Origin of the sequence: Nonomuraea solani (assembly GCF_900108335.1) — a bacterium.
Taxonomy (GTDB): domain Bacteria; phylum Actinomycetota; class Actinomycetes; order Streptosporangiales; family Streptosporangiaceae; genus Nonomuraea; species Nonomuraea solani.
On sequence record NZ_FNVT01000047.1, the window covers coordinates 13,846 to 38,022 of the forward strand.

Below are 24,177 nucleotides of genomic sequence, written 5' to 3' on the forward strand. Positions count from 1 at the left end.
GTCAGAGCTATATCCGTTGGATTTTCGCCGTCTGCCCCGGGTACCCCGGCGAGCACGGCGGCTGGTGTTTCGCGACGCTGCACATGCCGTTTGACCTGCATGGATGGAATTGTCGGCAGGCGCGGGCCTGCCCTCCCTCAGCAACGCCGACCTTGCGCGGGGCTGCGACCGGGTGCTGATCCTCTCGCCGCAGCCGCAGCCGCAGCCGCAGCCGCAGCCCCAGGGCGGGGCCACGCCCTGGGGGAGCCTCGCCGACCGGATCGCCGAGCTGCGCCCGGTCGAGGTGCTCGTCGTGCACGTGGACGAGGCGTTGGTGACGGCTTTCGGGCGGCCTGATGCGTGAGCGGCCCCGTACTTGGACGGAGGCCGCTCATCGGCTGACGAACCGGCCGCTCGGGGGCCCGTCTCCCCTGCCCGGCGGCGGGCGCTACTTGCCGCCGGCTTCCACGATCATGAACTTGGCCGTGCCCACCGACATGTTCCCGGCCTTGTCGGTGGCCCGGTACGACAGGGTGTGCGCGCCGGGCTGGTTGACCGTCAGCGGTTGCGTGTACGCCGCGAACGGCTGGCCGTCGAGCGAGTACTCCACGGTGTCCAGCCCGGAGCCGACGTCGCTCGCCGTCAGCTTCACCGTCGCCGAGCCGACGTAGTTCCAGGCCCAGTCCTGGGTGCCGGTGATCGCGGCCGAGACCTGCGGCAGCGTGGTGTCGTTCTCCGGAGCCACCACGGTGAACCTCAGCGTTGCCACCGGCGAGGTGTTGCCGGCCTTGTCGGTGGCCCGGTACGACAGGGTGTGCGCGCCCGCCTGGTTGACCGACACGGGGGACGGGTACTCGGTGTAGGGCCCGCCGTCGAGCGAGTACTCCACCGTGGCGACCCCCGACTCGGTGTCGCTCACCGAGATCATCACGGTCGCCGAGCCGACGTAGTTGCCCGCCGAGTCCTGCCGGCCCGACAGCTGCGCCGAGACCTGCGGAGGGGTGGTGTCCTCCTCCTGCGAGGCCTTCACCGTGAACGTCACCGAGTCCACGGGCGAGGTGTTGCCCGCCTTGTCGGTGGCCCGGAAGGTCACCGTGTGCGCGCCGGGCTGGTTGACCGTCAGCGGTTGCGTGTACGCCGCGAACGGCTGGCCGTCGAGCGAGTACTCCACGGTGTCCACCCCGGAGCCGGCGTCGCTCGCCGTGACCGTCACCGTCGCCGCGCCCACGTAGTTGCCGGCCGCGTCCTGGTCACCGGTCACCTTCCCGGTGACCTCGGGCGGCGTGGTGTCCTCCTCCTGCGGAGCCACCACCGTGAACTCCACCGAGCCCACCGGCGAGGTGTTGCCCACCTTGTCGGTGGCCCGGAAGCTCACCGTGTGCGCCCCCACCTGGTTGACCGACACCGGGGCCGAGTAGGCCGCGAACTCCCCGCCGTCGAGCGAGTACTCCACGGTGTCCACCCCGGACTCGGTGTCGCTCGCCGTGACCGTCACCGTCGCCGCGCCCACGTAGTTGCCGGCCGCGTCCTGGTCGCCCGCCACCTGCGCGGAGACCTGCGGTGCGGTCGTGTCCTCGCCGCCGCCTTCGGTGACGACGAGTTCGCCGGTCATCTGGCCGTGACCGGGGATCACGCAGGTGTAGCGGTACTTGCCGGGGGTGAGGTTCACCTGGGCGATGTGCCGGCCGCCGTTGGAGTCGAAGGGGCTGGCGATGATGTTGAGGCTGACGTCGTGGTTGTAGCCGGGGGTGGAGGTGTCGAACGTCAGCGTGTGGGTCATGCCGGTGGTGTTGCCGGTGGCCGCGCTGTTCTCGAAGACGATGGTGGCGGGGCCCGCCGTCGCCGATTCCGGCGCCGACTTGTACGCGGTCATGCTGTCGTCGGCGGTCCAGGTGAGTACCTGGTCCGCCGCCTGCGTGGCGGTGAGCTGCGTACGGGGCTGCACGGCGGCCTTGACCGACGACAGGAAGAGCGCGGGAAGCGCCAGGGCGAGCAGCACCACGGCGAGGCGCGGCGCCGTCACCGCTCCGGACGCCTGCCGTAAGGCTCTGATCACGAGGGAGGGGAGAGATCTGGCATGCATGTGTCGATGCACCTTTCCGAGCTGGGGTGGAGTGCCGGGCGCGGGGAACGCTCCCCGGCCCGGCACCCGGCCTAGAGTTCGCGCACGCGGATGTTGCGGAAGTCGATCACGTCGTTGTTGCCGTGGTTCTGCAGCCCGACGAACCCGCTGATGAACTGGCGCAGGTCTGTGGGCGGGTCACCGGCGCGGGACGACGCCTTCCCCGGCGTGTTGTCGAACTCGCTGATCACCGTGCCGTTGCGGATGATCGTGTAGTGCTGGCCGACCGCTCGGACCTCGTAGTCGTTCCACTGGCCCTTCGGGGTCGCCCCGGCGCGGTTCAGGCCGTTGGGCGCGAAGTTGTAGACGGAGCCCGTCTTCTGCGGCTCGCCGGTGTCGCCGTCGTAGATCTGGATCTCGTGGCCACAGAAGATCGCGACCCACGCGGGTGACGTGCGCGCCGCGCCGACCGTGCCGCAGCTTCCGGCGGGCCGCTGCTCCAGCGGGGTCCTCGGGTCCGGGAACCGGACGAAGACGCCGCTGTTGGCGCGATGCGGGTCGGGCGAGCTGTCACGGAACTGCAGCCGGACCGAGAAGTCCGCGTACGCCTTGTCGGAGTACCACAGCATGCCCAGACCGCCGGAGCTGCGGATCGTACCGTCCGGTTGGAGAGCGAACCGCCCGGACGGGGCCTGGCTCCAGCCCAGCAGCGACGATGCCGTGCCGTCGAAGATGGGCTGGTACCCGCTCACCCGCCCGACCTCCGACTCGGCGCCGGCAGTGCGCAGCGCCTCCGCCTCCTGGGCGGTGATGACGCCGTCCTGGAGGAGCTGCTTCACGACGGTGTCGAGGTGCTGGACGAACTGGTCGTGGTTCTCCCAGTCGCGCTCGTCGTCGATCAGGTCGTTGATCGTGCAGCCGCCGCCGGCCGCCTTGTTGCGCACGCCGGTGAAGGCGTCGAGCAACCGCACCGTTGGCCGGGCGTCGGGCGCGGCGCAGCCGACCGTGACAGCGATCTTCCCGGTGGCCTGCTCGCCGTCGGCGTAGGTGACCTTCAGCGTCGCCTGGTAGGTGCCGAAGGTGGCATAGGTGTGCGTCGGGGCGGCCTGCTTCGACGGCGCGCTGCCGTCGCCGAAGTTCCACTCCCACGCCACGCCGCCGGCCTTGGCGCTGGAGAACATCATCGTCCTGGGCTCGGCGTTCTGCCGGGCGGGACGCGCCACGGCGGCGTCCGGGTCCGGCGTCTTCGGGCCGCCCTTGTAGGTGACGCGGACCAGCTTCTGGTTCGCGTGCAGGCTGAAGAAGCCGTTGCCGTAGTCGAGCAGGTAGAGCGCGCCGTCGGGACCGAACTTCGCGTCCATCCACGACTGGATCTGGTTGGCGGCGGTGCCGCCCGGGATGATGTTCCGCAGGTCCTCGGCGAACGCCGGCCGGCCCGCGTCCCTGGCGGTCTCCGGGTTGACGGTCACGGCGATGCGGTTGTTGCCGTTGGCCTCGTCACCGATGAACCACTTGTTGTCCCAGTACTCCGGCCACGCGACTCCGCTGCCGGTGTCGGTCTGGGAGCGGTGGTAGGTCGGGCCCGACATGACCGCCTGGCCGCCGCCCTTGAGATAGGGCATGGTGAAGGTCTCCTCGCCCTGCTTGTACGTCGGGAGACCGCTGCCGTCCTGCCGCTTCGGGTAGACCGGGCCGCCGCCCTGCGGCGAGTACCAGATCATGTTGTCGCGCGCCGGGGGGATGTCGACGAGGCCGGTGTTGCGGGGCGAGGTGTTCTTCAGGTTGTCGCAGTCGTACCACTCGGCGGGCTGGGTGGCGTCGCTGTTGCTGCGGTCGCGGTAGGGCTGGTTGTCGCCCATGCAGTACGGCCAGCCCTGGTTGCCGGCGGAGGTGAGAACCGTCACGGTCTCGTACTTCGCCGGTCCCCACGTCTCGCTCGGGCCGCCGGCGTCGGGACCGACCCAGCCGGCCGTGATCCAGTCGTTCTCCTTGTCCCACTGCAGCCGCGCGATGTTGCGGACGCCCATCACCCAGATCTCCGCGCGGGTCTTGCCGCCGCCCTCTTCCTCGCCGGTGAACAGGTTGCCCTCGGGGATCGTGTAGGTGCCGTCGGGCTCCGGGTGGATGCGGAGGATCTTGCCGTTGAGGTCGTTGGTGTTGCCGGAGGTACGGCGGGCGTCCTGGAACGAGGTGCCCTTGTAGTCCTGGGTCCAGTTGTTCCCGGAGTAACCGCCGGATCCGCCGGAGGAGTTGCTGTCACCGGAGCCGATGTAGAGGTTGCCGTCCTCGTCGAAGGTCATGCCTCCGCCCGCGTGGCAGCAGCTATGGATCTGGGTGTCCCACTGCAGGAGGTCCTTGCGGCTGCTCTGGTCGATCGTCTGGGTACGCGAGTCGTAGTCGAATCGGGAGACCGTCCGCTTGCCGATGCGCCTGTTCCGGTCGATCGACGCGTGCGGCATCCAGTACGCGTAGATCCAGCCGTTCTCCGCGAAGTCCGGGTCGAGGGTGATGCCGACCAGGCCCTCCTCGTTCTTGACCAGTTCGTCGCCGCTGCCGCGGTTGCCCATGACGGGCAGCGTGGTCAGCAGCTTGACCTGCTTGGTCCTCGGGTCCCACTGGTGGATGGTGCCGCAGCCGAGGCCCACCTTCGGGTCGTTCCAGTCGGGGATCGGACCGGTGGCGCAGGCTGCCTTGCCGATGTAGAACACCTTGCCGTTCGGCGCGATGGTCAGGCCGTGCGGCTCACCGATCTGGTCGAGCTGGCCCTGCGTGTTCGGCGCGGTCAGCCGTTCCATGGTGTAGTTGGCCGCGATGGTCGCCTGGCAGTCGCCCCGGACGATGCCGGCCGCCCACCGAATGGCGCCGGCGAGGTGCGTGCGAAACTGCTTGTCGCTGGTATAGCTCGCCGCGGTGCCGCCCATGCCGGTGTAGAAGGACCGGCCACCGTCGTAGTCACGGCACCAGGAGACCGGATGGAACGGGCCGTTGCCGTTCATGCTCGGGTTGTAGGTCCACTCCTCGACCTGCGCGATCGTGTGGACCTTGCCCACCGGATTGGGGTTCCAGCTCAGCCACTTGTCGGTCCGCGACAGGGTGAGCGGAAGCCCTTCGTTCGCCGGATGCCGGCGGTCGAGGACGTCCACGACGGCCTTCTGCTCTTTCGGCGCGGAGGGAGGCGCGGAGTCGGGCCCGAACAGCCGCAGCTCGGCGAGCTGGGTCAGGGGCTCACCGCTGTTCGCGGTGACATTGAGCCGGTAGTACTGGTACGCCGTGGTGTTCTCGAACTTGTATTCCTTGCTCTGGAACCGCTGCGGGAAGGTCTCCCCGCTACGCTTGTCGAGATCCGTCCAGGTCGTCCCGTTCTGCGAGCCCTGGAGGGTCCAGTCCTTCGGGTCCCGGCCGGCGAAGTCGTTGGCCGACGTCAGCGCGTAGTGCGCCACCGCGACGGGCTTGTCCAGCTTGCCCTGCACCCACGCGGTCGGCGTCCGGGCCAGCCACTTGGTGTCGTTGTCCCCGTCGAAAACCTTGTCCTTGGTCTCGTTGGGCGGGTTCTCCGCGCTCGCCGCAGTCTCCGTCACCTTCTCCGCGATGGGGAGGGCGCCGACGGGACGGGTGCCGATCAGTTCGGTGAACCAGGCCGAGTCCGCCTGCGCGCGGGCGGCGTCTCGGATGCCGACGAACCCGCCACCGTCCCTGATGTACGCCTGGAAGGCGGCGAGCTGCGCTTCGTCCAGGCTCACGCCCTTGGCGGACAGGAACACCACGCCGCGGAATCGCGCCAGGTTGTCGGCGGTGAAGACCGCCGGATCCTGGGCCTCCTCAACGGAGAACCCGTTCGTCTTGCTCAGTTCCCTGATCGCCGTCACGGCCGCCCGCACCGGGTCGTCCTGCTGCGCGGCCTGACCGCTGAAGACCAGCACGTTGACGGCGGGCTTCTTGGCGGCCGGGGCAGGGGCCTGTGCCTGGGCCGGCACGGCGGTCGGGGTCCCCAGTCCGAGCACCAGGACGGCACTCGACATCGCGATCAGTACGCGTCGCCAGGCGGGTGCTCGGGACGGTAAATGGCCTGTTCGACCCATCATTGCTCCTTGGGATCGAGGGTGGTTCGGGACCATGTGCGGACGAGTTCGGGGGTCGGCCGCGGTCCGGGGTTGTCGACGTCTGCGTGGGGCCGTATTCGTACGGCATGGGGCGCCCGGGGGGAGTGCACGGCCGTTAGTGGCCCGTGTGGTCGCCGCCCGCGTGGTCACCGTCAGAGTGACCGCCGCCCGGTTGACCCGGCACGTTCCCGGCCGCGTCCGTCACCTTGAAGATGCCGGCCATCCCCATGTCGGAGTGGCTCTGGACGTGGCAGTGGTACATCCACGCCCCCGGGCCGACGCGCTCGCCCGCGATCAGCTGGAAGCCGAACGACTCCGCGGGCCCGGTGATCTTGGTGTCGATGATCCGGCTCGGGTCCTCAAGGCTCTCCAGCATGCCGGTGCGGTTGTCGGCCCAGCGGTGCCCGTGGATGTGGAACGTGTGGTAGAACTCGCCGTGGGTGATCACGATCCACTCCACCCGCTCGCCGACCTTGGCGACGAACTCCGGCGCGTGGTGCGCGGGGCGATTGTTGATCATCATGTCGTTGAAGACGACGGTGAACGTCTTGTCCGGCCTGACGTCATTCTTCCGCCGGACCACCAGCGGGCCGTACAGTCCCTGACGGATGCCGCCCGTGCCGTGATCGGTCCCCACCACGTGGTCGTGGTAGTGCCAGTAGCCCGCGCTGCCAGGCTCGATGCCGGCACCGCCCGCACGCCTGCCCTGCGCGTGGGTGCGCCAGATGTAGGTGCGCCGGCCCCCGGGCTCGACCACGCTCTCGTTCAGCCTTGTACCGTCGCTGGCCACGTCGTAGTCCACCCCATGGACATGCAGGCTCGCCGTCACGTCCAGGTTGTTGACCATTTCGATCTCAAGCGTGTCGCCCTCGACCATCTCGATGAGCGGCCCGGGAATCGTCGCCATGCCGGGCTCCAGTCCGTAGCCCAACTGGCCGTCCGCCAGCCGCTCGGCGTACAAAGTGATGCGGCGGACCGCGCCCATGACCGTGTCGGCCTGGATCGACGCCGCGGTCTGATTCGCTGTGACCAATGGTGCCAACGCGGCAGCCGCCGCGGACGTGGTGAAGGCACGCCGGGAGAGCAGGCTTTTCGCCATGCCTCTGCCTACCTCGGTCATGGTTCCCCAATCGGTGACGCTTGCGTAAGGGTGACTTGCGAGTGCTCGGGCATTGCTTTCGCGCGCGATGTGGGTCTAGGCCTGGACCCGTCGCGTTGTGACCGGTGGTGCTATGGGGGCAGTTAGATCGACTTTCGATCGAAGTACGCGCCATTTTCAGCGAAATGTCAAGAAGTAGCGTCGAAAGAGTCAGAGCTTCCGTCTATATCTGGTCAAAGGTGGATTCGGCTGTTACGGTGACGACAAGATCGAGCCCTCCCGCATCCCCGTGTCCGCCGCCCCCTCCCGCCGGTCCCCACGGTGGTGCTGGGCCTGACCGACCCCCTGGTGGTCAAGGAGGAGGAGATGGGCCGGGCGTCTCGGACCGGGCTACAGCACGATCCGGCCCGCGGCGAGCCCTGCGACTACGACCTGTGGGATGACGACGCCAACGCCTGACGCGCGCCTCCGGCGATCGTGTCCGTGCACCATGCCCGCACCCACCGGGGCTCAGCCCTGGCGCGCCGGCCCCGGCCGGCCTCTCCCGCCACACGTCCGGCAGTGCCCTTGGAGGCCGCCCCGGCCTGCGGCTCGGCCCCACTGAAGATCGCCAAGGACGTCGCGTACGACGTACCTTTGCGCTTGGCGAAATCGTCAACTCCGAGGACGGTGACCTGCCCGGCCTCAGGATCCGGCAGTGCCCGGATCAGCGCGAAGCGTGAGACGATCTGGCCCATCGCGCGCGCCAGCCGGGAACCCGCGTTGCCGGCCAGCGCGAGCGCGACCCGTTCCAGCAGACCCCGAAGCCCCAGCGTGCGGCGCTGGTGCTTGGCGGTCAACCCGTCGACCTGCTCGGCTAACGTCGCGACCGGGCCGGAGCCGTCGCCGCAGAAGAACCGGCGGACCTCCAACTCGACCTGGATCGGCCGGCCACCGCACGACACATCCCGCCGACGCCGCTGGTACCGGTCATGCACCCGAGCAGGCCCTTGAGCAGCAACCAATCGGCCAGTGGCGTTAGCGAGCCCGTGGGGGGCTCGGGCTATCGCCACTGGTCGTTTGGATGCGACCGCTCATGGGCGCGGGCCACAGGCCCCATTCGGATGATCCTGCCCAGGGAGGCCTGGAGTTCCTATGGCTACGGCGTGTAGCGAGGTGGGCGTAGATCCGCTTTCTAACTGGGGGTTTCTGGAGCTCCGTGGATGATGCGGTGGATGGTGGACCGGCCGACGCTGTATTCAGCGGCCAGGTCGGCCAGGGAGACCTCGCCTTCGGCGTAGCGGCGGCGGATGGAACGCCGTGCCGGTTCGGGCAGCTTGGGCTGCTTGCCCTTGAGCTTGCCCCTTCTCTTGGCCAACGCCATGCCCTCGCGGGTGCGCTGGTGCCCGATGTTTGCTTCGAACTCGGCGACCATGGCGAGGGTCTGCAGGAACAGGCGCCCGAACGGGTCGTTCCAGTCGTAGACGGAGGCGCTCAACCCGAACAGCACCCCGCGGTCGGACAGGTCGGTGAGGATGTCGTTGGCTTCGGCCATGTTGCGGGCAAAGCGGTCGAATTTTGTGACGGTGAACACGGTGCCGTCCCAGACGGCTGCGAGGGCCTGGTCGAGGCCGTTCCGATTGCGACGGGTGGTGCCGGAGAAGCCGCGATCGATGTAGATGCGGTCCTCGGGGACGCCGAGCGCGAGAAGCTGCTCGGTCTGGATGATGACGTCTTGTTCGTCGGTGCTGCAGCGGGCGTAGCCGACACGTGCTCCGTTCACGCTCTGAAGTGTTCCGGATAGGGAGCCTTCACCGGAACAGTTCGCGGAACACCTATACGGAACGCCCCGACCTGGGGCGCCACTGTGGCTGGGCGGTGTTCCGGTGGGGGGTCGGCTTTCGGAACACCGCCGGACCGCCGGGCGAGATACGACTGTCACCTGACGGGGACGGCGTCCTGCTCCCGAAGCTGTCTCAACCCCCAACCCCCATAGCAGCTGTGAGCTAGATCACGGTTGAGGTTGACCTAGGGGCAGGGTGGAAGCTCGGCGCAGCGGCGCGACGCCGACCGGACATAACAGATTCAAAGGATCAAACAACCGTGACGATCACCCTTTCCGACCAGGACAAGAGCACCCTGCGGATCGCCGCGTACGGCGCCGTGACGCTGATGACCGCCGCCGGTGCCGCCGGCAAGCCCCGTGAGATCGCCACCCACGGCAGTATCGCGCTGGGCTCGGCCACCGGCCTGATCGGGCACGTGCTCGCCGACTACCCCAAGGTCAAGGACCTGGTGGGCAAGTCCGTGGCCGAGATCGCCGGCCGCGTGCTGCCGGCCCTGACTGCGGCCATGAACCTGCTGAAGCAGCAGGATCCGGCCGAGGCCGGCAACTTCCGCAGCGCCGTTCTCATCGCTGTCGAGACCGCCCAGATGCAGCAGGGCCGGCCGAGCCCCGCCACGGCCGAGATGGTCCGCAAGATCACCGAAGCCCTCGACGCCGCTGGGGCAGCCGCTGCGGACAGCGGGGCCGTGCCGGAGACGGCGGCCGGGCAGGATCGGCCGGAGCTGCAGAAGGCGATCGAGGAGATCGTCGATTCCGGTTTTGTCGGGGTGTCGCTGCGCGTGCACGATGAGCGGGGCGAGTGGGTCGGCAGCGCCGGGGTGGCCGAGCTGGGCGGGACCGCGAAGCCGCCGGTCAACGGGCATGCCCGGATCGGCAGCAACACCAAGACCTTCACCGCGACCCTGGTGCTGCAGCTGGTGGCCGCGGGCAAGATCGGGCTGGACACCCCGGCGGCGCACTACCTGCCCGAGTTCGGGCTGGACGAGCGGATCATGGTGCGGATGCTGCTGCAGCACACCAGCGGAGTGTTCAACTTCACCGGGGAGGTCAACGCCGACGGGACGATCGCGCCAGGGATCCCCATCCCCTACAGCACCACGGGCAAAGAGTGGGTGGACAATCGGTTCAAGACCTACCGGCCGCAGGAACTGGTGGAGCTGGCGTTGTCCAAGCCGGCGCGGTTCGAGCCGGGGACGGGCTGGAGCTATTCCAACACCAACTACGTGCTGGCCCGGCTGCTGATCGAGAGGGTGACCGGCCGTTCGGTTGCCGAGGAGATGCAGCGGCTGATCCTGGGGCCGCTCGGCCTGTCGGGCACTGTGGTGCCGGACGCGTCGCCGGAGATCCCCGAGCCGTACGCCCACGCCTACTACCGCTACGAGGACGCCGGCGAGCAGAAGACAGTCGACATCACCCGCCAGAACCCCTCCTGGGTCTCCAGCGGCGGCGACATGATCTCGACCACCCAGGACCTGCACACGTTCATCTCTGCGCTGCTGGGTGGCAAGCTCATGCCGGCCGGGCTGCTGGCCGAGATGTGCACGCCGCACCCGACGGGCATCCCGAACATGGACTACGGCCTGGGAGTGTTCGTGCTGACCACGGACGGCGGCGGCACCGTCATCTCCCACAACGGCGCCGCCGTGGGCCACGCGGCGCTGATGTACGCCACCCCTGACGGCAGCAAGACCCTGACCGCCGCGCTGAACTGCGTGGACGACGCCGACCTGTCCATCGCAACAGCATTCCAGACCGCCCAGCGAAGGCTCCTCAACGAGGTGTTTGGCGGTGGGCAGGTCGATCCGGCTCAGCCGACGGGCTGAGAGCGCCTGTGACCCGTACGCCTCAAGGGGCCGCCCTTCCGGTCGTACACCAGGAAGAACCCGAACGGGCCACGCCGAACTCGGCGTGGCCCGTCCACATGCTCGGCTGGTCCGCTTGGTCGCCGAGCTCGAGCACAGGGCAGGATTGCGCAGATGAACGGAGTCACGATCGGGCAGGCGGCGGCATTCGTCGGCGTCACGGTGAAGACGGTGCGGCACTACCACAAGCTCGGCCTGGTCAAGGAGCCGGAACGCGACAGCTCCGGCTACCGGCGGTACGGATCGGCCGAGTTGCTGCGGCTGGTGCAGGCCCGGACGCTGGCCGCCGCCGGGGTGCCCCTGGCCGAGATCGGGTCCCTGCTCGACGCTGACCCCGCGCTGTTCGCCGCCGCGCTCGCCGACGTCGAGCGGCAGTTCACCGAACGGATCGAGGAGTTGATCGCGCGACGTGACACGCTGCACCGGCTCGCCGACGGCGACCGGGCTCTACTGCCTGACCGTGCTGTGGCGCTGCTGGAGCGGATGTCCGGCCTCGGCTTCCCCGCAGAGGAGGTGGCGGCCGCCAGGGAGGGCTGGGTCCTGGCCAGGGCACTGGTCCCCGAGAGCTTCGACGACTACCTCACCCATATCGAGCACGCCCTCGAAGACACCCGGTTCGTCGCCCTGATCAAGCGCGCAACCGAAGCCGCGACCTGGGAACCGGACGACCCGCGCATCGCCGAGCTCGCCACCGCCATGGCCGACCACCTCCTCGCCAACCCCGCACACCTGAAAATCGTGACCGGCCTGCAAGCCCGCACCGACGCTGCGACCCGCTACAAGCTGATCGCCCTCCACGGCGAAGAGCAGGGATCGGCCGCGGCCCGAGGAGTCGCGCTCGTCGAGACCAAACTCCGCGCCGCCGGCATCCACATCCCCAGACCAGACACCCACTGACCAAGCCGGTCCCCGCCGCAGGACCCGGGGACCGCGGGATCTGCTGGCAGACACCGCTGGAGCGGCTCGTCCCACGCTGGATACATCGCCTCAGCCATCCACGAACACGACATGTGAGGAGGGGCCCGGCCGGGTACTCGAAGCCCGCCCGCCGAGGTGAGGGGTCAGATCTCTTCGTCGTCGGCGTCGAGTGCGTCGGGGTCGCGCAGAGCGCGTATCGCCCCTGGCGCCAAGTCGGGAAGTATGAAGGTGTAGGCGCCGTGCACGCCCATTTGGGTGTTGACGAAGGGCGAGAGCCGGGCCATGTCCTCATCTCGGACGGGGTTGCCCTGCGCCTTCAGCTGCCGGACTGCCGCGTCCAGGTAGACAGTCGTCCACAAAACGACGCAATTGAGAACAAGCCCGAGGACGCCGAGCTGATTCTCCAGCCCGCGTTCGTAGCGGTGGTAGAGCTCGCCCTTCTTGCCGTGGCAGATCTTCCGGGCCAGGGCGTGACGGCCCTCCTGCAGGTTGCGGATGTGCTTGATGTCGCGCCGGTAGGTCTCGTCCACGTCGATGTAGGCGAGGATGTGCAGGGACTTGAAGATCCGGCCGTAGGTGGCGATCGCCTCGCCCAGCGCGGTGGGGTGACCCTCGCGCTGCAGCATGGTCACTACGTCGTAGGCGCGGACGGTGCCGGTGTAGATGGAGGCGATCACGCGCAGGATGTCCGGCCACATCCGCTGCACCTTGCGCAGGTCGATCCTGCCGCGGGCGAAGGTGTTCAGCGGCCCGTAGTCGGCGCCGGGGTCGATGCGCCAGCCCTTCTGGTCGGGCAGATCCGCCAGCGCGGGCCGGTAGGAGATGTTCAGCAGTTCCAGCAGGCCGAAGGTCAGGTCGCTGCAGGAGCCGGTGTCGGAAACGACGATCTCCGGCAACTCCCCGCCGTCCAGCCCGAAGATGACGTCGACCATGTGCAGGGAGTCGCGGACCGTGCCGGACACGATCTTCGCGCCTCGCCCGATTCCTTGATCATTTATTGCGTTGAGCCAGGTCATGCCGCGCTTGGAGCCGAAGAATTTGCGGTTGGGGCGAGCGAAGGCCGCCGGGACCGGGACCACGAACCGCATGCCGTCGACCGCGGCGACCATGCCGCCTCCCCACGCCTGGGCGAGCGGCAGCCCGGCCTGCCAGGCGACCAGCGGCGCGTTGGCCAGGCTGAGCGTCTCAGGCCGGAAGTAGTTCTGGAACACGTGCGAGAGCCGCGAGCGCTCCAGCGCGGGAACGCCGGTCTTGGCGATCGGCCGGTAGCCGACGTTCATGGAGTGCGCGGCCAGGCACGCCGCGATCGAGGTCGGCAGGTCCTCCAGCCGGGAGCGGCCGCCGGAGGCTGCGGTGAAGGCCTCCACCAGTTGCGGCTCCCAGCTCATCACCTCCAAGATGACCTCGGGCAGATCCACGCGCGGCAGCATCGCCGTGGTGTGCTTGCGCAGGTCGACCAGCGAGGGCGGCTCTTCGATGGGCCTTCACGCCGGTCAGGTGGATCTTCCCGGCGTCGTCGATCCGGACTTCGGTGTTGGTGTCCAGCCGGCTGCCCACGTCTTGGTATGCCGCATCCAGCGCGCGGGTGTGGTCGGCCAGCAGGGCGTCCGGGTTCTCCGGCAGGCCCAGCGCGGTGAGCACGTCCGGCCGGACCGCCTCCCACGCCTGGCCTTCCAGGAGTCTGGCCTGCGGGTTGCGCCACTTGGTGGAGGCGTCGGCGTAGATTTCGCGGCGTTTGAGATGCCGGTGGAACTGCTCCAGGAGACAGAAGGTGTAGGCGTGCCTGTTCACCGCGCCGTCCTCGTGGACGGGCTGGCCGAACACCAGGCGCTTCCATGGGCCGGTCACCACGGCCGCCTCGATTAGTCGGGCCGGAATCAGTGGTGCGGGCAGCCTGCTGCGGTGGGCCAGCACCTCCGGCAACTGCCGCATTGCCGCCAGCACCGGGGCGCCCTCGGCGTTCGCGCCGAAACAGATCACCGTGGGCAGCACCTTCAAAAATCCCGACACCGTGCTGTAGCGGCCGACCAGCTCGCTGCGCCAGTCGTCGGGCTCTTCCGCATCCGCCGGCAGCACGTTCTCATTCACCAAGACCAGCGCCGCCCGCAGTTCCGCCCGCGACACCACCGCCTCGATCGCCTCCCACACCTCCGACACCCGGGGCTCTTCGTCCTCGCCACCCCAGGCATCGGAGTCGAACAGCGCCTCCACCGCCACCGCCAGGCGGGCCGAGGCCTTGGCCAGCTTCGGATGCTTGCGGATCTTCTCCTTGTCCGCGGCGGTCTGCGCCTTGTTCAGCAGCTCGGTGGTCATCAGCAGGTCCAGCAGTTCCAGGGTGTCATCGACCGACTTTGCCTCCAGGAACGCCACCGTGGCCAACAGCGTCGCCAGACGACGGCCATCGCGGTGACGGCGGATCTGCGAGGCGTCCGCGCTCATCCCGTACTTGGCCAGCTCCGCCAGCCGGCGCGGCGGCACCAAGCGGTCGGCCCCCAGCTCCGTCATGCCCAATCCCGCGACCTCGGCGACCTGCTCCAGTGCTTTGATCAGCGTCGGCCCGGACCCGCGCGGGACCGGGCCCTTGCGCCAGCGCTCCAGGTCCGAGACCCGTGACCCTGGCGGAACCTCCAGCAGCTGGTCCAGCACATAACGCTGACCCACGGTCAACAGCCCTTCCAGGACACCTCACAGTCGCCGGGTCGTCTCATCGCGGACGTTGGTGACCAGCCGGGCTAGCGTCGTCACCCCGGGCAGAAGCACATCCCGCTCCCGCAGCCAACGCACCGCGTCGAGAAAGATCGCCTTCGGTCCATCCCCCGTGGTCCAAGACCTGGCCTCCACCCACGCTCGCAGATCCCCTTCGACGGTCCCGAACTCCTTCAGGCCGTACACCCGCCGAATCTCCCACTGGTGATCGAATCGCGTCTTGGTCCGCTCGGTGTACTTCTTCACGCACGACGGGTCGGCGATGCCCAACTACTCGGCCACGAAGTCGAGGACCGCGGTCGGCACCTCCAGCGGGTCCTCCAGGAACGTCCCAACCCATCGAACGGTGACGAGTTGAAGGCTGAAGCCGAACTTCATGTGGTCGCCACGACGACGCTCAACCAGCTCTCGGTCCTGGTCATCAAGGAAGAACACCCGCTCCAGGTCCGCGCGCGACGGCACTTCCCCGTATCGGCCGTACGTGGCCGCTTCGTCATCGGTTAAGAACTCCACCACCGGCATACGCCGCAAAGTAGGGCCAGCCCGCCCGTAACAAACCGAAAGTAGCCGAACAGTTACTCAATCCGCCGCCATGTCGCTGCCCACCCGCATCGGACCGCTGGATGGCGGTAGGTCAACTGACGTCAGCCCGCTACCGCCACTGACCGATTGGTTGCTGCTCAAGGGCCGAGCAGTCGATGTCGCGCACTGCGGGCAGACAGCCAGCTCGGTTTCGGTCCATGCCATGATCTGCAGGCTGCCGCTCGAATCCTCGACCCGCTCGAACTCCAACCCGTCCAGGTGTGGGAACAACACACGCAGCAGACGAGCCTGGTCGCTGGTGACCGGATGCAGCACAATGACTCCCCACGGCCGTTCTTGATGATCAGATCTTGGCGATCCAGATCGTCACAGAACGGCCGTCGCCATGCGCGGCGAGTTACGAAATCTCCACACAACCTGGACTCTCCAGGCCCATCTGCCCCAGAAGTCACTCCAGGTGACAGCTCCCCAGAGAGTGCTCAAGAGCCCATTTTCTCTGACACATCTCGACCGAGACCGCTTAGATCCCGGTATTGGGATCGGTCAGTCGTTGTCGCGTTTGCTGAATTCTTCGATCAGCACGGGATACTGCTCCCCACCGTGTCCGGCGGCGATCGAGCGGTCGGCCATCTCCTTGATCAACTTTGGCAGTTCGGCGTTGACACCCACCGCCTCGCTCTCCTCGATCAGGTGTGCCATCGGCCGCGCGTCGGTCTCCAGGGCCGACACCTCGGCCGGGAAGGAGCCGCTGTCGATCTGCGCGGCATACCCAGGCAGCCATTCGGCCACACCGGCAGCGATCTGCCGCGCGAACGGCGCATACGTTGCGGCGTCAACACCAGCCGTCCTGAGCAGGGCCGTGCCCTGGAGCCAGGCGTTCAGGACGCTCCACATCATGGCCAGGCCGGCCACGTCGTACAGAGACGCCAGCCCATGATCCGCACCAAGGTAGGTGACGGTGCCGAGCGCGTCGAGCGTTGACTTGTGCGCCCCGAAGTCCGACTGCGGCCCGCTGTGCAGAATCACCGCCTCGGCGGTCCCGATCGCCGAAGGGATGGCCATGATGGCGCCGTCCAGGTAATGGGCGCCACGCTGCTCGGCCCATTGGGCGGCTTCCCTGGCCTGGGCCGAGTCGCCCGAGGTCAGATTGATCAACATCGTGCCGTCCAGCTCGATATCGCTCGCACCGAGCAACTCGTGCATGGCCTGGTAATCGGTGACACAGATGATCGTCAGGAACCTGCTTTGAGCGCGTCGCCAACCGTTGGCGCTAGCCGTGCACCCTCGGCCACCAGCTGGTCGGCCTTGGAGGTCGTACGGTTCCACACGGTTGTGGGGTGCCCGGCTTCAAGAACGCGCCGGCCAGTGCCCGGCCCATCAGTCCGAGTCCGATGACGGTCACGGGTGTATCGGTTTTGCTGTTCATGGCAGCATCGTCAACGTTGATACCAGTGTGAAGGTCAAGTGAGGTTCGATGCTGATCGGGGAACTGAGTCGTCAGACGGGCGTCAACGCCATCAGTTGCGCTACTACGAAGCCCAGGGCCTGCTGGAGGCAGACCGCGGCGCAAACGGTTACCGCGAGTACAACGAGAACGCCGTGCTGCGGGTGAAGCAGATCCGGCACCTGCTTGGTGCCGGTTTGTCTTCTGAGGACATCGCGTACCTGCTGCCCTGTGCGGTCGGAGAGGCCCCCGGAGCTGCTCGGATGTCCCGAGTTACTGGCCGCGATGCGGTCACGGCTGCAGCGACTGGACGATCAGATGGACAGGCTCGCTCAATCCCGCGACGCTCTTGCCGACTACATCGATGCGGCCGATCGAATGGCCAGCGAGAGCTACCGGGCCTTCCCCCGGGGAAGGCCCGATCTTCTAGACGATCAAGCTGCCGGGCCGGAACGTCGAGCTCGCGCTCCACGGTGATGACCATGACTCCGAATCTGTCGCTCACAGTGGTGCAGCCTTGGGCCATGACACGGCCGCAGTCTGCTGAACCACCACCAACAGCTCGATGTGAGCGGGCCACTACCGGGAGAGGTGAGGCGAGATCGAGTAGGCGGTCGCCGCTCTGGTGTTCGGCAAGTCAGGCGTGTGCGGCCGGGAAGCGGCGGGGGTTCCGGTCCGCCGCCGCTCACTCAGACGCAGTGAACCGACGAGGCTGAATATGTTCCGCCTGGGCCACTAACCGTAACGGTCATGGTGTAGCAGACGACCCCGCCAGCGAGGTTCCTGAGTTTCATCCATATGTCGGCCTCACTGTTCCCGCCGCTCCACGGCAGGGCCTCGATGCCTCCGGGATATGTGGCCCAGCCGCCGCCGCCCCCGTGGGAGACGGGGACGTAGCGCGGCATGTCCCCGGGGTTGCACACCGCGCCCTGAGTCATCAGTCTCATGTCCTTCGTGGCGCGGTTGCCGACCTGCGTCGCCCATTTCGAGTTCTGCATGTGCACCGAGGCAGCGAGGAAGTTGCCGGTTTTCACGGCATTGATCATCGCCGTGAACTTCCCGAAGCGTCCGGGGCCGAGGTTGTACATCATGTCGATCAGCACGACCTGCCTGGCCGACGACAGCGCGTCGAAGTTGGGAATCACCCGGCCGACGTTCGCGACGGCGGCGCGGTAGTCACCCTTGAACAGGGTGATGATCTGAAGCGGTGTCAGGTTCTGGGTTCCGGCGCGCACAGCGGCGTAGTTGGCGCCGACGGCGGTCAGCAGAGCTTGTGCGTCGGAGCGGTCGAGGTTGAATCCGACGCCCACCGTGGGGTGCGGGGGGACGGCGCTGTCGAGGTAGACGTGCGGGTCTCCGTACAACCCATTTCGGCTCTCGTTCTCTGCCACGTACGCCTCCATCTGCTCGGGCGTCAACTGCGGCTCCTGGCTTGGATCCTGCTCGGGATCCTCCGGGATGCCGCCGGGGCCGCCGGTGCCGGGGCCGCCACCGGCACCGGTGGAGCAGGGACTGTCAGCGAATGCGGGGGCTGCGGTAACCGTGATCGCGGTGAGGGCGAAGAGGAGGGAAGCAGTGACGAGTACGGTGGCGAGGAGTTGTCGTCGGGGGACGCTGCGAGGGGTCATGAGACCTCCTGGTCCGGGCTGGGATGACCAGCTCATGATCACAGCGCGGGGGAGTTCGTGAATATCCCAGAAATCTGGGATATTCCGGGCGTCAGGTTAGGCTGCCGCCGTGGTCTCGCGCAGGGAAGTAGAGCGCCAGGTGATCTCCGATTTACGGGACCTGGCCCGGGGGGAATTGACCGCGCCGCAGGTGTTCCGGCAGGCCGATCAGGTGCTCCGAGATGCGCTCGGATTCGACGCGGTGTGCTGGCATACGACCGATCCCGCGACGGGCCTGGTCAACTCGGTGCTCACCGAGGACCTGAGGCTGGACGATTTTCGCCAAGCGGTGCAACTGGAGATCTGGGGCGATGACACCGCGAGATTCCCCGAGATCCGGCTCAGCGGCCGTGGTGCCGACACGCTCAGCCGGGCCACCGGCGGGGTGCTGCGGCGCAGCCTGCGCTTTCGAGAGCAGATCGCGCCGGCGGGCTTCGGCGACGAGCTCCGCGCCGTGTTCGACGCCGGAGGGGGAATGTGGGGCTGCGCGGCGTTCATGCGCGGCCCTGACCGGGGCCCGTACCGGCCCGGTGAGCTGGCGCTGGCCCAGCGCGCGGCCCGGTATCTGGGTGTTGCCCTGCAGCGCAGCCAGCTGTTGCGGGTGCCTTCTCCACGAGCGCCGCTGCCGCCCGCCGTGCTGCTGTTGGGGCCGGACAATCACCTGATCAGCGCCGACGAGCGGGCGGAGCAGTTGCTCGGTGAGTTCACGGATGACTCCGCTTCGATCTTCACCGTGCCGACGTCGTTCGTCATGGTGACTGAGCAGGCCAGGGGCGCGGCGGCAGGCGCCCAGACTCCACCTCCGCTGCGGGTACGTGGACGCGATGGCACATGGTTCGTGCTGCACGCCTCGCTGATGGAAGGCAAGGCGGACGGACCCGCGGCGGTGGTGATCGCGCCGGCGTCACCCGCCGACATTTTGCCGGTGGTGTTCGCCTCCTACGGATTCACCCCCCGCGAGCGCGAGGTCGCCGTGCGCGTCGTCCAGGGCCGAGCTACTGATGACATTGCGCGGGCCCTGTGCACCACACCTCTGACCGTGCAGGACCACCTCAAATCGATCTTCACCAAGGCAGGGGTCCGTAGCCGACGAGAGTTCGTCGCCCAACTTCTCACGGCCCATCCCCCTGAAGTGTGGACCTGAGGTGCGCGCTGGTGTCCTGGGGCGGGCGGCCGGGCGGGCGCGGTGGCGGCCCCTGTGGGAGCTCGGCACGCGAGGCCCTGGGGCGACGGCGACGGCTCGTGTGTCTTTAACCTTCCGGTCCGACGAAAGGGGCTGCCTCGAGGGCTGGACCGATTTCTTCCTGCCGTTGCCGGACATCCGCACCATCCTCGTGAGCCGCCCTCGCGGCCTTCGTCCAGGCGCGATGGCGTTCGCGGTTGGGGCACAGCGAGCGGCGACAGCACGCACACCACGGCAACGATGGCGAAGGCGAGCGCGGTGAGAGCGGACAGACGGCTGCGCCGTGCCTTCAGCGGTTCAGCCCAGAGCACCTCACGCATCGCCGGCTTCGACGGGTTCCCCGATGATGCGCAGGAAGTAGGTTTCCAGGTCTTCTTCCACTTTACCTACCAGGTGTGATCGCCTATTAGCTCTGAGCTGGTGTTTCCCGTCGCGAACATGTGCGCGACGTGACCTTCGGCTCTGAACAATCGGGTTGGTTACCCCTCGAGCGCAGTCGGGGAGCTGTCCTGGAGAGGGCTGCCGATCAACGTCGCCGTGGGCGGACGATGTCCTTAACAAAGGCCAGGACCTCCGCGTAGGGTGCCAATGGCCCCGACACTTGAGCCCGCGCCGGATCCTGCATCATCGTCTCCTCCCACGCCAGGGAGAATTCGATTGATCATGCCGCCGTTATGCTGACCTGACGGCCACAGCCACGTCACCTACCACCCCGATCGGTGTCCTGGTCGGCATAGCCGGCAGGTCGGCATAGTGGACCTTCCACGTCGACCAAGAGAACCAGCGTGTCCATTATCGCCGTCACCAGGACGAATACAATCTCACCGCCTGATTGGACCAGTCTGGAAGAGCTATACCCACATTCGAAGAGCCACGGTGGGCGACCCAGCCGCTCACAGCTTCGTCCAAGTCCCGTTCGCGCCGAAGCGATGGTCAGATTTCATAGCCAGAAGTCCAGTATGAAGCGGGTCATGGCTAGATTCCGAGGAGGTACTTCACCGATGCTTGACCGCGAAAGGCTCCTGTCCGCGTTCGATGTGCTAGGGCTAGAGGTGACCACATCGCCGCTCACTACGCTCGCCGGGCGCGTGACGGACGAGACGGCCAAGCGGGTGATCAGCGCGATCGGGATCCCCGAGCGGATCGGCGGCTACCTCACCTTCACCGATTTCACAGACGGTCCGACTCTCATCTCCGACGAGGTGAAGGATCCGAATTCAAGTCTGCGGAGGGAGGCTGGAGATTGCATCTTCCTGGGCAGCGGCGCCGGAATCCTTGTCCTGAACGGACAGAGCGGGGAGGTAGCGAGCTGGAACGACGGCACGCTCCGCACGATAAGTTCGGCACTCGACAAGTTCGTCGAGTTCATGGTCCTCCTCCAGGAGAAGCTGAACATCGCGGAGAAAGAGGATTGGCCCACTGGTGGCGCAGAGAGCCGACAGGCGTCGAACGAACTCGTGCGCCGCTTCTGTGAAATCGACGGCGAAGCTATGGAACAGGCCCGAGCATTCTGGCGAAGCGTAGTGTCAAAGTCGTTCCGATCCATGGGTTTTTGAGAGGACGTTGCGCGAGTCGACATCCGTTGGCGTTTGGATCGGCATAGCGAACCTTCCACGTCGACCGCGAGTACCAGCGTGTCCACCACTGCCGTCACCAGGACGAATACACCCTCAGCGCTTGATCGATTAAACCCGTCACTACGGACGAGCTACACCCATTCCCGAAAGGCATGCCGGCCACGCTGGCGCACTAGACCGAACTGACCCTTGAATGGGCGCTCCCGCACGGGGGCGCGCAGCGGTTGCTCTCCCCGACCGACACCCCGCCACATCCCGTATTCAACCAGGAGCAATCCGTGATACTCCGCAACGCGGAACAATGGCAGTGGAGACGCGGAGCTACGACAGTCGGTAACGCAGACCTCTGGCAGCGAATCCCCCGCCTAGTCCCTTGGCTCCAGCCTTGGAGGGTGAGATCGCCTCCACACCGAACGGGCAACGCTCTGTAAAGGACATCACGCATTACGAGGGATCCAGGAAGGGACAGGGCAGGCCACAGGGGCGTGCGCGGTCCCAGCGAGCGAGGTGGCCATGGACTTCAACGGCGCTTCCCGAGCCTCAGCTCTGACCCAGCCGACCCCGGCTCTGTGTTGGTCAGTGGGGCAAGTTTTGGCGGTTCCAAGCTTTGCTTCACCGTCTCCAGCGTCACCAATGCCCCGGATGGGAACCGCACAAGTTTGAGCGAAAGCCCAGGAGCGCCAAGGGGAACGCCGGCGCTGTCATAGCTCTGAGCCCTGGCGTTACACCGTAAAGTTCGCAGATGCGCAGGTTGACGGCCACACACGCGGCCCTCGCTGTCATAGTTCCGCGTCACCCGTTGTCACAGCTCTGCGTTTCCGCTGTCAACGAGCCTGCGCGTCACAACAGGTCCCACTCAGGGTCGGGGTGGCGGCTCGTCGTAACTATAGAGGTCCAGGCTTACTTGCGGGAATTCTGCCTTCCCGCAAGTAGCTGCGGCCTCTGCTGTACGCAACGGATTATATTTTCTGATTTTGATTTTCTAGAAAATAGAAAATGGTACGGTGATGTGGTGGGAGGAAGCATGGCTTTGGGCGCTCGGCCCACGTGGGGCCTCGTGTAGCCGTGAGGCGCGATGCCCCGGGGCCGTCGGCTCCTCTCGCAGGGCGGATGCCGTCCGAAAGTTGGCACTTCACGTGAGAGAGCAGGCCGATGACCGTCTCGGATGAAGCCGGTGCAGCAACCGTGGTGACGCCTTGTAAGCACTGCGCGGCGCCGATTGAGCAGCGGCGGGGGAGGGGGCGGCCCAAGGCGTACTGTCCGGAGAAGGACTGTCAGGCGGCGGCCAAGCGGGAGCGCGAGTTGCGGCGGGCCACGCCTGGGCTGGAAGGGGCGCTGGCCAGGGCCGAGCAGTTGTACGACCGGATGGAGAGTGGGCTGGCCGCGGCCATTGAGCCGTTGGCGCGGGCGTTGGCCGATGAGCTCAGCCCTGCGGGGGTCGAGGCGAAACTGAGTGCGGTGCAGGCTGAGGCGCATACGCGGGTGGCGATCGCGCGTACTGAGCGTGAGCAGGCTTTTGAGCAGGTACGGCTGGCGCGGGAGGCCGCTGAGCACGCTCGACGGCAGACGGCTGAGATGAGGGTACGGCTCGAAGAGGCCGAGCATGAGCGGGAGACCGCGTTGAACGATGCCGAGCGGGCACGTGAGCAGGCGCTGGCCGCGTTGCGGGAGGCCGCGAGCACCGAGCGGCAGGCGTTGCAGTCGGCCGAGGAGGCGCAGCGGCGCGCTGAGCTGGCCGAGCGGCGGGCCAAAGAGGCGGCCCGGCAGGTGGAATTGACGGAGCAGGCCAGGGATCAGGCCGTACAGGAATTGGCCGAGCAGGTGGAGCTGGCCGGGCGGCGGGCCGAGGAGGCGCGGGCGGAGGCCGTACGGGCTCAGGAGGAGGCTGAGCTGGCTCGAGAGGAAAGGGATCGCGGCCGGGAGGAGGCGGCGGCGGCCGTGCGGGCGCGTGAGCAGGCCGAGCGGGACGTGGTCGGTGCGCAGGCCCGGGAGGAGGCGGCGGCTCAGGAACGGGAACGGGCCGTGGAGCGGGCCGTCACGGCCGAGCGGGCCGTTGCCGGGGCCGAGCGTGATCGGGCCATGGCGCTGAAGGACGTCGCGCAGGCGGCGGCCGAGGTGGAGCGATTGGCCGGGAAGGTGGCAGCGGCCGAGGAGGAGGCGGCCGCGGCGGTGGCCCGGGAGCGGAAGCTGATGGCTCGGGAGAAGTCGCGGGCCGATGCGGCGGTCAAGGAGCAGGATCGGTTGCAGGGGGAGTTGCGGTTGGAGCGGGTACGGCTGGAGGACGTACGGGCCGAGTTGGAGGCGGCGCGGGCGGAGGCGGCTCAGTTGCGGGAACGGGCGGTCGCGGCTGAGTTGGGGGGTCAAACGAGGTGAACCTCGGGGACCGCAGAGTTTTGAAGGGCTGATGACGATTGTGAGGTCGCTGCCGGCGGCGCCTGGGGGCTGGGCAAGGGGCCGCGGTGCGTGATGAAGGTGGTGACAGCGAGGCGTTCTCGGGAGTTGGTCCGCTCCTGAGGTGACGCCGCTGGTGGAGAGTTTGACCAGGTGGGTGGTGGCGGCGGTGACGAGGGTGCGTTCCTGGTCGGGGCCGCCGGGGGCAGGATGAAGACCTTCTCGACGCCGTCGAGTGCGGCGGCGAGGGTGTCGGGCTGGTCGAAGTCGCCGACGTCGACGGGGAAGGTGGCCTTGGCGGGGTTGCGGGTCATGGCCCGGATGGAGACGTTGCGGGCGGCCAACAGGGTGATGATGAGTTCGGAACCGACGTTGCCGGTGGCACCGGTGATGAGAATCATGAGCTGGGCCTTTCAGACGGAGAGTTTGGTGTTGGGGAGGAACAGGGAGATGACCAAGGCGATCAGGGCGATCGGGACGTAACTAATAACCCTTGAGTTGCTTGAGGCCCTGTGAGCTTCTTTAGCCCCTGGACCTGGGCTGATCTGCTGGTGCTCCGGCTTCTTCTGGTGTTGATGAGATTTCGGGGATTCTGAAGGTCTATCGTCCTGGTCGTTCGTCTTGCTGTGAAAGTGAAGGCGAGGTGGCCGGAGTTGGCGCTGGCGGTAGTGAAGGATCTTCGAGTGGCCCGTGCCCCGGCCACCGCCGAGGACCTGGAGGCGCTGGAAACCGACGTGCTGGCCGGGTTCGTACTGGCCCGGGCGGCGGCGGGGCTGTCGGACGGAACGATCTCCTCCGACGTGGTGCACCTGGAGCAGACA

At 67.4% G+C, this 24,177-nt stretch carries 20 protein-coding genes and 1 pseudogene; 9 read left to right on the top strand and 12 right to left on the bottom strand.

Features of this window, described 5'->3' with window-relative positions:
• Positions 1–103: 103 nt before the first annotated feature.
• Positions 104–343, top strand: coding sequence for a hypothetical protein (locus tag C4V41_RS59255; RefSeq protein ID WP_160150788.1), 240 nt, complete (start codon positions 104–106; stop codon positions 341–343).
• A gap of 84 nt (positions 344–427) precedes the next feature.
• Here the strand turns inward: C4V41_RS59255 and C4V41_RS59260 are convergent, their stop codons facing one another.
• The 3 genes from C4V41_RS59260 to C4V41_RS59270 form a co-directional block, all read right to left on the bottom strand.
• On the bottom strand, positions 428–2,062 hold the full coding sequence (locus C4V41_RS59260) for an OmpL47-type beta-barrel domain-containing protein (RefSeq protein WP_103964815.1): 1,635 nt from the start codon (positions 2,060–2,062) through the stop codon (positions 428–430).
• Between the two features lie 71 nt (positions 2,063–2,133).
• Positions 2,134–6,060, bottom strand: coding sequence for a ThuA domain-containing protein (locus tag C4V41_RS59265; RefSeq protein ID WP_200825028.1), 3,927 nt, complete (start codon positions 6,058–6,060; stop codon positions 2,134–2,136).
• 196 nt (positions 6,061–6,256) lie between these two features.
• Positions 6,257–7,174: a multicopper oxidase domain-containing protein gene (locus C4V41_RS59270; protein WP_200825029.1), complete on the bottom strand. Its 918-nt coding sequence runs from the start codon at positions 7,172–7,174 to the stop codon at positions 6,257–6,259.
• 387 nt (positions 7,175–7,561) lie between these two features.
• Here C4V41_RS59270 and C4V41_RS62625 point away from each other — a divergent pair, with 387 nt between their 5' ends.
• Entirely contained in the window at positions 7,562–7,699 is a 138-nt protein-coding gene (locus C4V41_RS62625) for a hypothetical protein (RefSeq protein ID WP_160150789.1), read from the top strand.
• Here the strand turns inward: C4V41_RS62625 and C4V41_RS59275 are convergent.
• Both C4V41_RS59275 and C4V41_RS59280 read right to left on the bottom strand, forming a co-directional pair.
• Complete coding sequence (locus C4V41_RS59275; protein ID WP_160150790.1) at positions 7,666–8,217, bottom strand: hypothetical protein; 552 nt, start codon at positions 8,215–8,217, stop codon at positions 7,666–7,668. The genes C4V41_RS62625 and C4V41_RS59275 overlap by 34 nt on opposite strands.
• A 197-nt stretch (positions 8,218–8,414) precedes the next feature.
• Entirely contained in the window at positions 8,415–9,002 is a 588-nt protein-coding gene (locus C4V41_RS59280; protein ID WP_103964819.1) for a recombinase family protein, read from the bottom strand.
• Between the two features lie 320 nt (positions 9,003–9,322).
• On the opposite strand from C4V41_RS59280, the gene C4V41_RS59285 reads away from it, so the two are divergent.
• Together C4V41_RS59285 and C4V41_RS59290 are read left to right on the top strand one after the other, a co-directional pair.
• Complete coding sequence (locus C4V41_RS59285) at positions 9,323–10,888, top strand: serine hydrolase domain-containing protein (RefSeq protein WP_235031091.1); 1,566 nt, start codon at positions 9,323–9,325, stop codon at positions 10,886–10,888.
• Positions 10,889–11,041: 153 nt separating this feature from the next.
• Positions 11,042–11,824: a MerR family transcriptional regulator gene (locus C4V41_RS59290; RefSeq protein WP_103964820.1), complete on the top strand. Its 783-nt coding sequence runs from the start codon at positions 11,042–11,044 to the stop codon at positions 11,822–11,824.
• A gap of 164 nt (positions 11,825–11,988) precedes the next feature.
• Here the strand turns inward: C4V41_RS59290 and C4V41_RS63785 are convergent, their stop codons facing one another.
• The 5 genes and pseudogenes from C4V41_RS63785 to C4V41_RS66415 form a co-directional block, all read right to left on the bottom strand.
• Positions 11,989–13,275 carry a transposase gene (locus C4V41_RS63785; protein ID WP_327537530.1) on the bottom strand — a complete coding sequence of 429 codons (1,287 nt, stop codon included), beginning with the start codon at positions 13,273–13,275 and terminating at the stop codon, positions 11,989–11,991.
• 1,255 nt (positions 13,276–14,530) lie between these two features.
• Positions 14,531–15,073: pseudogene (locus C4V41_RS65140) on the bottom strand (DUF4158 domain-containing protein).
• Positions 15,074–15,130: 57 nt separating this feature from the next.
• Positions 15,131–15,409, bottom strand: coding sequence for a hypothetical protein (locus C4V41_RS59300; RefSeq protein WP_103964821.1), 279 nt, complete (start codon positions 15,407–15,409; stop codon positions 15,131–15,133).
• Positions 15,410–15,637: 228 nt separating this feature from the next.
• On the bottom strand, positions 15,638–16,297 hold the full coding sequence (locus C4V41_RS59305) for an imine reductase family protein (RefSeq protein ID WP_235031092.1): 660 nt from the start codon (positions 16,295–16,297) through the stop codon (positions 15,638–15,640).
• A 29-nt stretch (positions 16,298–16,326) separates the two neighbouring features.
• Positions 16,327–16,422, bottom strand: a complete 96-nt coding sequence (locus tag C4V41_RS66415) for a hypothetical protein (RefSeq protein ID WP_407670183.1) — start codon at positions 16,420–16,422, stop codon at positions 16,327–16,329.
• A gap of 136 nt (positions 16,423–16,558) precedes the next feature.
• Between C4V41_RS66415 and C4V41_RS65145 the strand changes: the two genes are divergently transcribed.
• On the top strand, positions 16,559–17,254 hold the full coding sequence (locus C4V41_RS65145; RefSeq protein WP_235031093.1) for a MerR family transcriptional regulator: 696 nt from the start codon (positions 16,559–16,561) through the stop codon (positions 17,252–17,254).
• Here the strand turns inward: C4V41_RS65145 and C4V41_RS59315 are convergent.
• Positions 17,228–18,166, bottom strand: a complete 939-nt coding sequence (locus tag C4V41_RS59315; protein ID WP_146104264.1) for a lysozyme family protein — start codon at positions 18,164–18,166, stop codon at positions 17,228–17,230. The genes C4V41_RS65145 and C4V41_RS59315 overlap by 27 nt on opposite strands.
• 109 nt (positions 18,167–18,275) lie before the next feature.
• On the opposite strand from C4V41_RS59315, the gene C4V41_RS59320 reads away from it, so the two are divergent.
• From C4V41_RS59320 to C4V41_RS61510, 4 genes are all read left to right on the top strand, one after another.
• A complete protein-coding gene (locus C4V41_RS59320; protein WP_146104265.1) occupies positions 18,276–19,349 on the top strand; it encodes a helix-turn-helix domain-containing protein in 1,074 nt (357 codons plus the stop codon).
• A 279-nt stretch (positions 19,350–19,628) separates the two neighbouring features.
• Complete coding sequence (locus C4V41_RS62630) at positions 19,629–19,787, top strand: hypothetical protein (RefSeq protein ID WP_160150791.1); 159 nt, start codon at positions 19,629–19,631, stop codon at positions 19,785–19,787.
• A gap of 602 nt (positions 19,788–20,389) precedes the next feature.
• Positions 20,390–20,944, top strand: a complete 555-nt coding sequence (locus C4V41_RS59325) for an SUKH-4 family immunity protein (protein WP_160150792.1) — start codon at positions 20,390–20,392, stop codon at positions 20,942–20,944.
• A 1,173-nt stretch (positions 20,945–22,117) separates the two neighbouring features.
• Positions 22,118–23,338 carry a coiled-coil domain-containing protein gene (locus C4V41_RS61510; RefSeq protein ID WP_146104266.1) on the top strand — a complete coding sequence of 407 codons (1,221 nt, stop codon included), beginning with the start codon at positions 22,118–22,120 and terminating at the stop codon, positions 23,336–23,338.
• Here C4V41_RS61510 and C4V41_RS59335 read toward each other — a convergent pair.
• A complete protein-coding gene (locus C4V41_RS59335) occupies positions 23,326–23,757 on the bottom strand; it encodes an SDR family oxidoreductase (RefSeq protein WP_103964825.1) in 432 nt (143 codons plus the stop codon). The two genes, C4V41_RS61510 and C4V41_RS59335, sit on opposite strands and share 13 nt — an antisense overlap.
• Positions 23,758–24,177 lie beyond the last annotated feature (420 nt).